Annotated in this window: 15 protein-coding genes; 4 read left to right on the plus strand and 11 right to left on the minus strand. The window is 36.5% G+C overall.

From position 1 onward, the window contains the following. Positions 1–63 precede the first annotated feature (63 nt). The 6 genes from rpsR to CCAL_RS03200 form a co-directional block, all read right to left on the minus strand. Positions 64–324: a 30S ribosomal protein S18 gene (gene rpsR / locus CCAL_RS03175; protein WP_169936398.1), complete on the minus strand. Its 261-nt coding sequence runs from the start codon at positions 322–324 to the stop codon at positions 64–66. Between the two features lie 13 nt (positions 325–337). Then, complete coding sequence (locus CCAL_RS03180) at positions 338–898, minus strand: single-stranded DNA-binding protein (protein ID WP_169936400.1); 561 nt, start codon at positions 896–898, stop codon at positions 338–340. A 14-nt stretch (positions 899–912) separates the two neighbouring features. Beyond that, positions 913–1,335, minus strand: a complete 423-nt coding sequence (rpsF, locus tag CCAL_RS03185; RefSeq protein WP_170016485.1) for a 30S ribosomal protein S6 — start codon at positions 1,333–1,335, stop codon at positions 913–915. A 74-nt stretch (positions 1,336–1,409) separates the two neighbouring features. After that, positions 1,410–2,408, minus strand: coding sequence for a DNA polymerase III subunit delta (holA, locus tag CCAL_RS03190; protein WP_170016483.1), 999 nt, complete (start codon positions 2,406–2,408; stop codon positions 1,410–1,412). Beyond that, positions 2,408–4,336 (minus strand): RNB domain-containing ribonuclease, encoded by a 1,929-nt coding sequence (locus tag CCAL_RS03195; RefSeq protein ID WP_170016481.1) that lies wholly within the window; start codon positions 4,334–4,336, stop codon positions 2,408–2,410. Before CCAL_RS03195 ends, holA begins: the two co-directional genes overlap by 1 nt. Beyond that, positions 4,333–5,151 (minus strand): HDOD domain-containing protein, encoded by an 819-nt coding sequence (locus CCAL_RS03200; protein WP_169936409.1) that lies wholly within the window; start codon positions 5,149–5,151, stop codon positions 4,333–4,335. The genes CCAL_RS03195 and CCAL_RS03200 overlap by 4 nt, the downstream gene beginning before the upstream one ends. 145 nt (positions 5,152–5,296) lie before the next feature. Between CCAL_RS03200 and ilvC the strand changes: the two genes are divergently transcribed. From ilvC to ruvX, 4 genes are read left to right on the plus strand one after another with little or no spacing between them, the layout of a single operon-like run. After that, entirely contained in the window at positions 5,297–6,319 is a 1,023-nt protein-coding gene (gene ilvC, locus CCAL_RS03205; RefSeq protein ID WP_170016479.1) for a ketol-acid reductoisomerase, read from the plus strand. Positions 6,320–6,322: 3 nt separating this feature from the next. After that, positions 6,323–7,585: a divergent polysaccharide deacetylase family protein gene (locus CCAL_RS03210; protein ID WP_172285051.1), complete on the plus strand. Its 1,263-nt coding sequence runs from the start codon at positions 6,323–6,325 to the stop codon at positions 7,583–7,585. Continuing rightward, on the plus strand, positions 7,582–8,364 hold the full coding sequence (gene dprA, locus CCAL_RS03215; RefSeq protein ID WP_170016475.1) for a DNA-processing protein DprA: 783 nt from the start codon (positions 7,582–7,584) through the stop codon (positions 8,362–8,364). The genes CCAL_RS03210 and dprA overlap by 4 nt, the downstream gene beginning before the upstream one ends. Further along, positions 8,361–8,744, plus strand: a complete 384-nt coding sequence (ruvX, locus tag CCAL_RS03220; protein WP_170016473.1) for a Holliday junction resolvase RuvX — start codon at positions 8,361–8,363, stop codon at positions 8,742–8,744. The genes dprA and ruvX overlap by 4 nt, the downstream gene beginning before the upstream one ends. On the opposite strand, the gene CCAL_RS03225 is transcribed toward ruvX, so the two are convergent. From CCAL_RS03225 to hemW, 5 genes are all read right to left on the minus strand, one after another. Next, positions 8,730–9,575: a hypothetical protein gene (locus CCAL_RS03225; protein ID WP_170016471.1), complete on the minus strand. Its 846-nt coding sequence runs from the start codon at positions 9,573–9,575 to the stop codon at positions 8,730–8,732. The genes ruvX and CCAL_RS03225 overlap by 15 nt on opposite strands. Next, positions 9,572–10,594: a tRNA preQ1(34) S-adenosylmethionine ribosyltransferase-isomerase QueA gene (gene queA, locus CCAL_RS03230; protein WP_170016469.1), complete on the minus strand. Its 1,023-nt coding sequence runs from the start codon at positions 10,592–10,594 to the stop codon at positions 9,572–9,574. The genes CCAL_RS03225 and queA overlap by 4 nt, the downstream gene beginning before the upstream one ends. Beyond that, positions 10,591–11,334 carry a twin-arginine translocase subunit TatC gene (tatC, locus tag CCAL_RS03235; protein ID WP_169936423.1) on the minus strand — a complete coding sequence of 248 codons (744 nt, stop codon included), beginning with the start codon at positions 11,332–11,334 and terminating at the stop codon, positions 10,591–10,593. The genes queA and tatC overlap by 4 nt, the downstream gene beginning before the upstream one ends. Then, the gene (gene tatB, locus CCAL_RS03240) at positions 11,334–11,804 is read right to left on the minus strand and encodes a Sec-independent protein translocase protein TatB (protein ID WP_169936425.1); all 471 of its coding nucleotides are present in this window, start codon (positions 11,802–11,804) and stop codon (positions 11,334–11,336) included. The genes tatC and tatB overlap by 1 nt, the downstream gene beginning before the upstream one ends. A 69-nt stretch (positions 11,805–11,873) precedes the next feature. After that, the gene (hemW, locus tag CCAL_RS03245; protein WP_170016467.1) at positions 11,874–12,920 is read right to left on the minus strand and encodes a radical SAM family heme chaperone HemW; all 1,047 of its coding nucleotides are present in this window, start codon (positions 12,918–12,920) and stop codon (positions 11,874–11,876) included. Positions 12,921–12,977: the final 57 nt, after the last annotated feature.

The raw sequence follows: 12,977 nt of genomic DNA on the forward strand, positions 1-12,977 counted from the left end.
AGAAGAAAGTAATATAATTTTTATAAAAGTGCTTAGCCCAAATATGGGCTAAGCAAAGTAGTATTATAGGCCCTCAAATGGGTTTGTTACTACGTTATCACGATCTACTATATATGGTATAAGCGCTGCTTGGCGAGCACGTTTGATCGCTTTTTCTACCATTTCTTGGTATTTTTTAGATGTGCCAGTTAGTCTGCGTGGCATTATCTTAAATCTCTCTGATAAGCAATACTTTAAAAGTGAAGTATCTTTATAGTCGATAAAATCTATCTTTGCCTCTGTGTATTTGCAATATTTGCGTGAATATTTTCTTTTTTCTGCCATAATTTATCCTTAATTAAAACGGTATTGTATCGTCGCTTTCGTATTTTACATTATCCGAATCAACGTTTACTTCAGGGATTTTTTCTTCATAATAATCTTCATTGCTTCTTTTGTTAAATTGCTGATTTTGAGCTCTTTGCGGTGCATTTTGGTTATATCCGCTATTTTGTGAGTTGAAATTTGACCCACTATTATAACCGCCCTGTTGATATCCGCCTTGATTATTTTGATTGAATCCACCTTGCGAAGAAGGGCCACCTCCAAGCATTTCCATGTTTTCAACACTTATGCTGTGTTTACTTCTATTTTGGCCGTTGTTGTCTGTCCACTGATCAAATTTCAAGCGACCCTCGACCAAAATTTTAGAACCTTTACTTAGGTATTGGTTGGCTATCTCTGCTGATTTTCCAAAAAAAGATATGTCGATAAAGCAAGTTTCTTCTCGTTTTTCACCGTTTGCCGTAAAACGGCGTGTTACTGCTATGCCAGAATTTCCGATAGCAGAACCGCTTGTTGTATATCTTAGCTCGATATCTCTGGTTAAATTTCCGACTAAAACTACTTTATTGAACATTTTTTATCCTTAAATTACTCTTCTGTAAGCGGTTGTTCTTCTACTTTTTCAACTCTTGGCTCACGTGGTGCTCTTGGCTCACGTGGCTCTTTGCGAGCGATTGTTTGTCTGATACCTTTTACCATTCTTTCCCATGCGGCTATCTCGCGTTTGTTTTCGTATTTAACGCTTAAGAATCTGATTATATCTTCTGTGATTCTGATATTTCTAACAAGTTCTGCTAGAAGTGCCGGAGGTGCTTTGTAGTAGATAACAAAATATGTGCCGCGCTCATATTTTTTAATAGCATAGGCAAGTTTTCTTGTGCCTATCTCTACAACATTGGCTATCTCGCCGCCGTTTTTGGTTATGACTTCTTTTACGAAATCAACTTTTGCTTTAACTTCTTCTTCTGTAAGCGTAGGCTTTAGAATGAATAAAAGCTCGTAATGTCTCATTGATTCTCCTTGTGGGTATTAAGCTCGCGAACGAGCAAGGATGCTTTTAAGCAAGCTAGGATTATACCTTTTTCTTACTTAATTTTTGCTGTTGATATTATGTTTTGCAGGTTTAGAATGGTTGATAAAAGATATGCCGACTTGTCTATACCGGGGTTTGTTTTTAGCTCTGATTCGGCTAAATTTAGCTGGATAAAAACATCTGCATAAGTCTTTAAATTTAAAGATAAACTTTGTGTTTTTAGCGCATTTGCGACGTTTTGAGGAGGCGCATATCCGATAGCTTCTTTGATATCAAATTTGCCGTTTATTTTTATATATGAGTAGAGTTTAAATAGTCTAAAAAATGATTTATAAAGCGAGTTAATAAATAAAATTTCGTTAAATATCGGATCTTGCTCGTATGTAAAAAAGTCTTTTTTGATATCTTTTAATGAAATAAATTTATTAAAAAAATCATCAAAATTTACACTTCCAAGTCCAAAAACAAGCTTTCTTACCGTGCCTTGTTCGATGTGGGTATTTAAGCTCGCAAGTTTGTTAAGTTCGCCTGCTGCAAGATATAAATTTTCATTATGTATGAAGTAAAGCTCGTAAAGTGCATTTTTGGTTATGTTTAGTCCTATTTTTCCGGCTTGTCTGGCAAGTAGTTGTAAGGCCTCTTCGGGGTTGTTTGGTTTAAAAAATCTAGCGAAATTTAAGCCAAACGTTCTTTGAGCTTCGGTTGTTATCTTGGTATCTGACTCGTAAAATTCGTATAAAAAGAAATTATTTTTATCTTTTTCACATGCTTTTATCAGCTCTTTTAGCTCTTTAGAAGCGATCTTTTTATCGGTTTTTATATGAAGTAAATTTTCTCCACCAAAAAGAGACGGTTCACTTAAGTGTGACAAGGCTCTTGCGTAGTCGTATTCGTTAAAGTAAAGGCTTAAGATATTTGTCTCTTCTTTTTTGTAAAGGGTTAAAATTTCCTTTGCAAAGAGCTCGATTTGGTATTCGTCAGCGCCAAAAAGTAAAAAATAATTTGCTATTTTGCCATTTAAAAGCGCATTTTCAAGCTCTCTTTTATACATTATTTTTCTTTTTTATCAAACTTTTTTATGATCTTACCGATGATTTTAGCTGTGGCGATATCGGCTTGCGTTATCTCTACTAGAACATGCGATAATAACTCGCAGGTGTAGTTTGGTATAAATATCCTAGCGCCTTTTAGTTCGTCGTCTAATTTTGCGATCAGGATGTTTTGGTTTTCGCTTATGTAGCATTTGACGTGTTTGCCGATATTTTTACTTGCCCACCTTGCAAATTTACGATCCATAAAGTCAAATGCCGTCTTGTCGGCTTCGCGTTCAAGCTCGCTTAAATTTGAGCACGTATTTTCTATATTTAAAAGTAGATAGTTATAAAGCCTGTCGTCTTTTGACAAATTTGCCTTTAGCAATCTATGCAAAATAAGATCGGAATACCGCCTAATCGGACTTGTAAAATGTGTATAACGGTCAAATCCAAGTCCAAAGTGTCCGAAGTTTTCGCTTGCGTATTCGGCCTTTTTTTGTGCTTTTATAATTAGCTTGTCGATCTCTTCGCGATTGCCTAAAATTTCTGCTTTTGCTTGAATTTTACGTATGAGATTTGCTAAGTCGCTCTCATAAGAGAAGTCAAGACCAAGTAAGGCAAGGTCGTTTAATAAATTTATGATTTTTTTAAGATCTGGTGAGCCGTGATTTCTAAAGACACCCTTTTTTATACGTTTGGCGGCTGCTTTGTTTGCAAGCAACATACAGTCTTCTACTAATTGATGCGAAGCAGAGTCGTTTTCAAATCTAGTTGCGCATACTTCGCCGTTTTCATCAAGACTCATTCTAAGCTCTTGAGTGCGAAAATCAAACGCGTGAACTAGGCGCTTTTGTCGTAGTTTGATCGTTAATTTATGCAAAGGTTTTATCCAGTCGATCTCGCTTTTTTCTTCATCTTTTAAAATTTTATCTATCTGATCGTAGTTAAATCTTTTCTTGGAGGCGATTATAGCTTCAAAAAGCTCTTCTTTTTTTACATCTAAATTTTTATCAAGAGAGATTTTAAAACAAAATGCAAGACGTGCAACATTTGGCTTTAGTGAGCAGATATTTTCACTTAAAGCTCGTGGCAACATCGGGATTGATTTGTGAGGAAAGTATATCGAAAAACCACGAGTTTTAGCTTCTTTGTCAATAGCGCCGTAACTGCTTACGTATTCGCTAACATCGGCTATAGCTACATAAATTTCAAGATTTTTTTCATCAAAATATATCGCATCGTCAAAGTCTTTGGCGTCGATAGGGTCTATCGTGCAAAAGTCAAGATCGCTAAGATCGACTCGCTGTGGATACATGCTAGGATCTACTTCGTCACCCCAAGCTCTGGCTTCATCTTCACAAGCGTCGGTAAATTCGTCGTTTTTGTTATAAACGGCTAATGAAATTTTTTCATCACTTGCAGGATCTGCGATATTTCCTAAGACTTCTACTATGTCGTTGTTTAGGTTGTTTATTTTAAGTAAAGTGCCCGTAGGTAGGGCTTTTAGGCTTTTTTGACTAGCCTTTAAGGCGAGGCTTAGTCCGGTTTTTAAATTTACTCCAAGCACTGCCGCGCCAAAACTTTTTGTGTAAACTACGCTTGTTTCGTTTGCGAGTTTTAGACTCATTACAACCTTGCCGTTTTCGCGTTTTCTACCATTTTTTAGGAGTTTTACGAGGACTATATCGCCGTAATGACCGTTGTTTAAATTTTTATTTTCGATTAATATATCTTGCTTAAAACGCTTATCATAAGGTAGTAAAAAACCGGTTCCGTTCGAGCTTATGTCAAGTTTTCCGCAAACAAAACCGTTGTTTAGATAAAATTTATTGTTGTATTTTGTAACGGCATTTAAATTTAAGAGATTTCGTAAAATTTCTTTGTTTGAGGCACAGACTTCTTTTTCTGTTATCCCGTCGATTAAATTTTCTAAAAATTCTCTCACAGACTATCTTTTACCTTTGCCGTAGCCATCAAGAAAGTATCTTGGCTAAAGCCGTATTCATCAAGTAAAGGAAGAGTGTTTTGTATGCTTATATCATCAAGTTGGTTGAAGATATTTACACTTGTTTTGATAACCTTGAGTGCTTTTGCATACTCTTTTATGTGCTCAGGCGCATCTTCTGGGTCATTTGAGTAGAAGATAGAATTTATGAGCTCATTTTCTAAATTCCACTGCTCAAAAATTTTAGCAGTGACTTCTTCGTTTGTGATATCTAAAAACTCACTCTCTAAAAGTGCTAAATCACTAGGATAAACGATATCTTTTAATCTTGAGTTAAATTCTTCCGCTTCGTCGTTTTCGTTAAGCTCGTGAGCTAAAACGATCTTTCCGATCTCTAGCATGAAAGAGGCTGGAGATAGTATTTCAAGGCTTTTTGGTTTTATTTTTGAGTACCAGTTATACATCAAAGCGTTTTGTATGGTTGAGATATTTAAGAAGTCCTGGCTAGTTATTCCGTAGGGCTCTAAATTTATATTAAAGCTCTTTTTTACGGCACTTGAAAGCGCAAAACCTCGTATAGTTACCGTTCCAAAAAGAGATATCGCTCTTGCTACGGTAGTGATCTCCTTGCTAAAGCCGTAAAGTGGAGAATTTGCCGAGCGCAAGATGTTTGCCGTTAGCATCGGATCTTGCTCTACGACCTTTGTTAGATCGCTAATGGAGCTATTTTCATCAGCGCAAATGCGTTGAATTTGGATAATCGTATCGTCAAGCGGAGGAAGGGATTTTATTTTTTTATATATTGAGTCGTTCATGATAGATAGCTTTCTTAAAAATTTTTGCAATATTTTATCTAAAATGGCTTGTTATAAAACTTAAAGGATATAAAATTTGCGACTTCAGCGATATTTGAGTTCGTAAATTGTATAATCTATGCCAAAATTTTATATAGGAGAAAATATGGCTGTTAATATTTATTATGACAAAGACTGTGATTTAAGTCTTATTCAGGGTAAAAAAGTTGCTATCGTTGGTTTTGGCTCACAAGGTCACGCACATGCGGAGAACCTACGCGATAGCGGTGTAAAGGTAGTTATCGGACTAGCAAAAGGCGGAAAAAGCTGGGCAAAAGCAGAGGCTAAAAACTTTGAAGTTAAAAGTGTGGCAGAGGCTACAAAAGACGCAGACGTAGTTATGATATTAACTCCCGATGAACTTCAAGCTGAAATTTTTGAAAACGAGATCAAACCTAATCTAAAAGACGGCGCTGCTATCGCGTTTGGACATGGATTTAACGTTCATTTTGGACAGATAAAAGCTCCCGCAAACATAGATGTTATAATGATCGCCCCAAAAGCACCTGGTCATACTGTAAGAAGTGAATTTGTTCGCGGAGGCGGTATACCTGATCTAATCGCTGTTGATCAAGACGCTAGCGGGCAGGCAAAAGCTATCGCGTTAAGCTATGCTTCAGCTATTGGCGGTGGCAGAACAGGCATCATCGAAACTACATTTAAAGATGAAACTGAAACAGATCTTTTTGGAGAGCAAGCAGTTCTTTGCGGCGGTTTATGTGCACTTGTAAATGCAGGTTTTGAAACACTTGTTGAAGCCGGATATGAGCCTGAGATGGCATACTTTGAGTGTTTGCATGAGTTAAAACTCATCGTTGATCTAATGTATCAAGGCGGAATGGCTGACATGCGTTACTCTATCTCAAATACTGCTGAATACGGTGATTACGTAAGTGGCACAAGAGTAGTTGATGAAAACAGCAAGAAGGCTATGAAAGAAATTTTAAAAGAGATCCAAAACGGAACTTTTGCTAAGAATTTCATCCTAGAAAGAAAAGCCGGCTATGTAAAAATGAACGCAGAGCGTGGCATAGCTGAAAGAAGTCTTTTAAATCAAACAGGCAAAAAACTTCGCGCGATGATGCCTTGGATAAGTGCCGGCAAAATCGTAGACCAAAACAAAAACTAAGTCTTGAATAAAAAAAAGACTACAAAAGGGCGCTCTAAAAAATCCCTCAAAGGGCGTCCTTTAAATAAAACATTTCTTGGTATCGCGCTTTTATCCTTGCTTATCATCATAACACTGATAGTCGCGCTCAACCAAAAATCAGACAAAACAGCAGATATAAATCAAACCACTATAAATGTAAAAAATGTAACTACCATAACCGATAAAAGGGTTGAAGATATAAAAAAACCCGTCCAAAAACAACATAAGGTAGCAAAATTTGATGAAGATGAAAATTTAACTAAAATTTTTATAGACCCAAAAAACAAAGATGAAATTTTTAAAAATCAAAAGCCTCAAATTTATCAAAAACAAAAAGATGAAACCGAAGTAAATGCATCGATAAAGCACGAAATAAAAGATGTTGAAAAAGATACAAAAAAAGAGTCGCCTGTAAAAACACAAGATAAATTTAATGAAGATAACGTTAGTAAAAAAATACCTCAAGAAAAAATACAAGAAAAGCAAATTTCAAAAAAAGACGAAAACAAAACCGCAAAACAAGCAACTCAATCCGATAAAAAGCCACTGCCCAAAGAGGAGGCTTTTGTGCCACTCACACCTACAAAAAGCCTTTTTGGAAAGCCAAAACTTGTTATTATAATAGACGACGTGGCGACTTTTGAACATGTAAATATGATACGCTCAACCGGACTTAAACTGACTCCTTCTATATTTCCGGCAACCAAGGCTCACCCTGATACGCCAAAGATAGCCCAAGGTTTTGAGTTTTTTATGATACATCTTCCTATGCAAGCTAAAAATTTTAAAAGACCCGAGATCGGCACTTTAAATGTAACAGATAGTTATGAAAGTATGCTTGAGAGGGTTAAAAAGATAAGAGCTGACTTTCCAAAGGCGGTATATATAAATAATCACACCGGGTCAAAATTTACGAGCAATTTCGATGCTATGGACAGGGCTTATCGTGCGCTTTTAAGTCAAAATTTTGTATTTGTAGATAGTCGAACTATAGGCACAAGCGTAGTTGCCAAAGTCGCAAGCAAATATTCAAAACCATACATCTCGAGAGATGTATTTTTAGACGATGACCCATCAAGATCAGCCGTAAAAAGAGAGCTTGAAAATGCCGTAAGGATAGCCAAAAAACGCTCTTACGCTATAGCTATCGGTCATCCTAAGAAAAACACTATAGACATCATTAAAGAGAGCAAAAACACCATCTTAAAAGATGTAGAAGTGGTTTATCTTAAAGAAATTTTATGAAAATTCTGGCAAAAGATAAATTTATAAGTAAGTTAGATAGGCTTACAAATCCTCCAAAAGAGCTTTACTATGAGGGTGATATAGATCTTTTAACCATGCCAAAAGTAGCGGTTGTGGGCTCAAGAAAAGCCAGTGTCTATACAAAAGAGTGCGTTGCTAGACTTTGTGCAAGTCTTAAAAACCATAATGTTTGCGTGGTAAGCGGAGGTGCACTGGGCGTCGATATAGCTGCACATAAAGCTGCCATGCCCTTAACGATCGGAGTTTTTGCGACTGGGCTTGATACCTTTTATCCTAGTTCAAATGCAAAATTTATAAAAGAAATTTATGATAAGGGGCTAGCACTAAGCGAATACAGCCCAGGCTCGCCTGCCATAGGATATAAATTTCTTGAGCGTAACCGCATAGTAGTCGCTCTCTCGCAAGCTCTTGTGGTAGCCCAGGCAGACTTAAAAAGCGGCTCCATGCAAAGCGCCAGACTTGCCGGAGAGCTTGGCGTTCCGGTATTTGTCCTGCCTCAACGAATGGGTGAAAGCGAGGGGACAAATATGCTTTTAGCAAAAGGTAAGGCAAAACTGATAAATGATTTTGATGAATTTTCTTCGCAATTTGGACTTTGTCTAAACAAAACGCCTGCACAAAATGATGATATTTTAGAATTTTGCAAAGACTTTGTTTCGCTTGAAAAGGCACTTGCAAAATTTGGCGATAAAATTTACGAATACGAATTGGAAGGCTTAGTGGAGATTATAAATTTAAAGGTAAAAAGTAAGATATGAATGAAAAATTTATGGCGATAGATGTTGGGCTTAAGCGGATAGGTGTTGCCTTTGGAGTAGGGCAAGTTGTTTTGCCCCAAGAGCCCATACTTCGTAAAAATCGCAACCAAGCCGCTCGTGACGTGTCGCAAAGAGTTGCAGAGTATGGAGTAAATGTTTTAGTTGTAGGCTTACCGCTTGGCGGAAGTAGTGAGGATGAGATGAGGCGTAGGATAGAACATTTTGTATCACTTCTTGAATTTGGCGGGCGCATAGTCTATCAAGATGAGAGTTTAAGTAGTTTTGAGGCGAGTGAAATTTATACAGATACAAAGCGCGACGGGAAGCTTGACAGCATGGCTGCTGCGGTTATACTTAAGCGATACTTAGAAGTTGTTTAACACTCTGCCCCTAACTCTTTCTTTTCTTTCATAACACATATCAAGCACTGCTCGCAAGATATCATAAGAGTATGGTTCTCTTAAGATGATGAGTTCTTGTTTGATTTCAGGTTTAAAGATCTCATCTGTTTCGCAAATCGCTACTATGCAAAAATATTTCATCTTTTTAAATTTTAGTAGTTCGTTTAAATTTTGCTCATCTTCTAAAAATACCTTTTGGACAAAGACTAGATCAGGGTTATATATAGCGTCTGTAATGTGTTGTTTTAAGCTTTCATAGTCACTGCTTGGCTTTACGTTTATGCCTATAAATTTTAGTTGATTTGAGAGGATTTTAAAGCCGTTTTTATTGTCGTAAGCAATTATGGCGTTGTAGTTTTTTATAGCTTGATTATTGATGTCAAGGCTTTTTGTGGGTTGTGCGTCGGAAGCCAACTCGACTTCTATATCAAGGATAAAGTTGCCGTTTTTATCTTGTCGTATGATGATACCGGCTTTATCACCATACTCTTTTGCCGCGTTTAGTAGTTCTTGGTCAAATTCTTTAAGTCGTTCGCTTGATGAGATTAGGATATTAAAAAGGATCCTATTTGTATTATAGTTGGCTAGTTTAAATTTGATTAAAATTTCACATTCACTTTGAAAAAAAAGAAAAATTTTAGTCAAATTTTCTATACATTTTATCGTATTAGAAGCGTCTATCTTATATACACGCGGATATGATGGGTCGTATTCGAAAAGTATGGTATTCGCATGTCTCTCGCCGTCGTAGTATATGGTCTCTAAGAATAAATTTATTCTTTCTATAAAGTCTATCTCTTTAAGTTTCATATGATAAGCATCCCATCTCCGTATGAGTAAAAACGGTATTTTTCATTGATAGCGGTTTGATAAATTTGCATTGTTTTTTCAAGGCCGATAAAACTTGTTACGAGCATGATTAGAGTTGATTTTGGTAGATGAAAATTTGTAAGTAAATAGTTTTGTCGGATCGGCGGGTTGTTTAAATTTAAAAACAACTTGCAAAATCCGCTTGCGCTATTGCTTCTGGCAAATTCTTCCACGCACCTAGTTACGGTTGTGCCAACTCCTAAAATTTTCTTATCGCTTTTTATAAGCTCTTGGGTGTTTTGCGGTATGTCATAAAATTCAGAATGCATGATATGATCTTTGATATTATTACACTCTACGCCTTTAAACGTTCCTGCTCCCACGTGCAAAGTTAGATATGAAATTTCATGATCTTTTTTGATGTTATCTATCATGTCCTCGCTAAAGTGCAAGCTTGCAGTCGGCGCGGCTACAGCTCCGCTGGTTTTAGCAAATATACTTTGATACCAGCTCTCATCATCTTTAGTGTCGGCTCGTTTTATATATGGCGGTAGTGGCACATGTCCGATCTTTTCAAGTTCGCAAAAAAGATCCGATGCGCTTAGTTCTAAATTTGATCTATAAAATTTAACCGCACGCGTGCTGTCGCTGTTTAAAGCTAAAACTTTTGCACTTATGCCATTATCAAAATTTAAGATAGAATTTTCTTTAACCCTGCCTCTGATATAACAGCTAAATTTGTTCTCTCCAAGTGGTTGGTTAAGCATTATTTCGCAAGCCCCACCGCTTTGTTTATGTCCTAAAATTCGTGCTTTTATAACTTTTGTATCATTAAATATAACCGCGGTATCTTTTGGTATAAGCTCTGCTAAATTTTTAAATTTAAGGTGATGTATCTCGTCTTTATCTTTAAGATAAACTAGTAAGCGAGCCTCTTCTTTTGGTAAGATAGGTTCGCTTGCGATAAGGCTTGGCGGGAGATTATAATCGTAACTAAGAATGTCGTCTATATCTTTCATTTCTCGTTTTCTTGTGCGGGCTCTTCGTCCTCTTCTTTTTTGTTTGCCGACTTGGCGATAAGTATAGAAAGACCATAAAGACCCATAAGTGGAAATGCCATTAAAAATTGGCTTATAACATCAGGCGGAGTAACGATAGCTGAAAAGATAAATATAATAACAACTGCGTATCTAAAGTATTTTTTAAGCATGATGTCATCAACAAGACCAAGTTTTGCAAAGAAAAATGTTATAACAGGAAGCTCAAAGGCGATACCAAATGCCACTAAAAGTTTGGTAAAAAATCCCACGTATTCGCCGATACTAGGAAGTGCGGTAAAGAGTTGTCCGCCAAAATTTACCAAAAACGTAAAGCCAAGCGGTATAACTACGTAGTAACAAAAAGCCGCACCGCATAAGAACATTATCGTTGCCGCAAGCACAAAAGGAACGACGTATTTTTTCTCGTTTTCATAAAGTCCGGGTGCTACAAATAGCCAAAACTGCCAAAATATAATAGGCAAAGAAACGATAAGTCCGGCAAAAAATGCAACTTTCATCGCCGTAAAAAACGGCTCTTGCACTTGCGTAAAGATGATGTTACTTCCATCCGGTAAGACGGCCTTTAAAGGCTCGGTCATCCATGCTAGGATCGGGTTCCAAACCGTAAAACAAACAACAAAAGCAAGAATAACGCTTGCTACGCTAAGACCAAGCCTCTTTCTAAGTTCAACTAAATGCGGTTTTAACTCTTCAAACATTATGCCTCTTTGTTTTGATTTTCTATATTTTTGTTTTCGGTTTTAATACTGTTTTGGCTTTGAGTGTCTTGTTTAGGGCTTTCACCGCTGCCTAAAACTGCGTCTTTTATAGCTTCGGTAGGGTTTTTAACACTATCAACAGCCTTTTTTACTCCGCTAACGGCATCGTTTAACCCACCCGTAATATCGTTTACACCGCTTTTTAAAGCATCAAGCTCTTCAAAGGTTAGTTTTTTTCGCACGTTTTCAGTGGTTTTTTCTAAATTTTCGCGGTATTTTTTAGCATCTTCTTTTAGTTCTGCTATCTTCATCTCTTGATCAAAGGTTGATTTGGCGTCATTCACGCCTTTTTTGAGCATTTTGAAAAATTTAGCTATCTGTATCATCGTGTCAGGAAGCTTCTCAGGTCCAAGAACTAAGACTGCTATCACGGCTATTATAAGTACTTCCGAAAAACTCATACCAAACATTTTTGTCCCTATTTTATTAAATTAAGCTCAACATTCTAGCTTTATTTTGCTCAAAGTTAAATAAATTTTTTAGCCGACGATAAATAATGCGATCTCGTCTGCAAGTAGGAAATTTTTAACAAAGTATTTGCCGTCTTTAAAGGCTAATTTTCGGCTTTTTCTTAAAATTTCCGCTCGCTCTTGCTCGTGTTTATTGAGCCACGAAGCTTCTATGCCTACGATACTTCTTGCTCCTAGAAAGATCCTTTCAAATTTCATATCGTTTTTACTTAAAATTTCGTATGTTTTTTGTGTGGGATCTGCTATAAATTTCTCTAAATTTGCACATGCGGTAAATCTAAAATCATCACAAAAGCCAACTGCATAAGCACCTATGGCTGCATAGTCCTTACCTTGCCAATACCCTAGGTTATGCTTGCAAATTTCGCCAAAATTTGAAATTTCGTATTGCTTTAAGCCGATATTTTCTATCTCATTCATTATAAATTTAGCCAGTATCGGGCTATCCTTTTTATACTCGTTTTTATGAAAAAACGGAGTATTTGGTTCAAGTGTTAGTGAGTAAGCACTAACGTGTGAAATTTCTAAATTTTTAATGTTTTCAACCTCCTTGGAGAGTCTTTTTTTTGTGTCAAATTTCGTGCCGTAAATCAAATCTATATTGATATTTTTAAAGCCTGAAATTTTAGCATTTTTAACGGCTTGATAAATTTGCTTTGCATCGTGTGTTCTTCCTAGAAATTTTAGCTTGTCTTCAAAGAAACTTTGAGCGCCGAAACTTATGCGATTAACCCCTAAGTTTCGCATTTGTGTAAGCCAGTTTGTATCTGCTGAGTTTGGATTTGCCTCGCTTGTTATCTCGCAATCTTTTTGACAAAAAGATAAAATCTGCTCAAAAAGCGGTTCGTAAAATTTGGCATTAACGGCGCTTGGAGTCCCTCCACCGATAAACACGCTTTTAAAATTTCTTATCTTAAATTTTTGAATTTGAAATTTCAAGTCTTTTAGTAACGCATCAAAATAACTTTTAGCTAGATTATCTTTGCCTACGACTGAGCCAAATGCGCAGTAAGGGCATTTGCTTTCGCAAAATGGAATGTGTATATAAAGTAACAAATTTTCTCTTTCTTAATTTTTTGTATTTTAACCTAAATAAATTTAAAGCCGAATTTG

The sequence above is a fragment of the Campylobacter sp. RM6914 genome (assembly GCF_004803835.1).
GTDB lineage: Bacteria > Campylobacterota > Campylobacteria > Campylobacterales > Campylobacteraceae > Campylobacter_A > Campylobacter_A californiensis.

Bases quoted from the DNA above. Each gene is read 5' to 3' on its own strand.
- rpsR (WP_169936398.1), bottom strand. From the start codon at position 324: ATGGCAGAAAAAAGAAAATATTCACGCAAATATTGCAAATACACAGAG.
- CCAL_RS03180 (WP_169936400.1), bottom strand. From the start codon at position 898: ATGTTCAATAAAGTAGTTTTAGTCGGAAATTTAACCAGAGATATCGAG.
- rpsF (WP_170016485.1), bottom strand. From the start codon at position 1,335: ATGAGACATTACGAGCTTTTATTCATTCTAAAGCCTACGCTTACAGAA.
- holA (WP_170016483.1), bottom strand. From the start codon at position 2,408: ATGTATAAAAGAGAGCTTGAAAATGCGCTTTTAAATGGCAAAATAGCA.
- CCAL_RS03200 (WP_169936409.1), bottom strand. From the start codon at position 5,151: ATGAACGACTCAATATATAAAAAAATAAAATCCCTTCCTCCGCTTGAC.
- ilvC (WP_170016479.1), top strand. From the start codon at position 5,297: ATGGCTGTTAATATTTATTATGACAAAGACTGTGATTTAAGTCTTATT.
- dprA (WP_170016475.1), top strand. From the start codon at position 7,582: ATGAAAATTCTGGCAAAAGATAAATTTATAAGTAAGTTAGATAGGCTT.
- ruvX (WP_170016473.1), top strand. From the start codon at position 8,361: ATGAATGAAAAATTTATGGCGATAGATGTTGGGCTTAAGCGGATAGGT.
- CCAL_RS03225 (WP_170016471.1), bottom strand. From the start codon at position 9,575: ATGAAACTTAAAGAGATAGACTTTATAGAAAGAATAAATTTATTCTTA.
- queA (WP_170016469.1), bottom strand. From the start codon at position 10,594: ATGAAAGATATAGACGACATTCTTAGTTACGATTATAATCTCCCGCCA.
- tatC (WP_169936423.1), bottom strand. From the start codon at position 11,334: ATGTTTGAAGAGTTAAAACCGCATTTAGTTGAACTTAGAAAGAGGCTT.
- tatB (WP_169936425.1), bottom strand. From the start codon at position 11,804: ATGTTTGGTATGAGTTTTTCGGAAGTACTTATAATAGCCGTGATAGCA.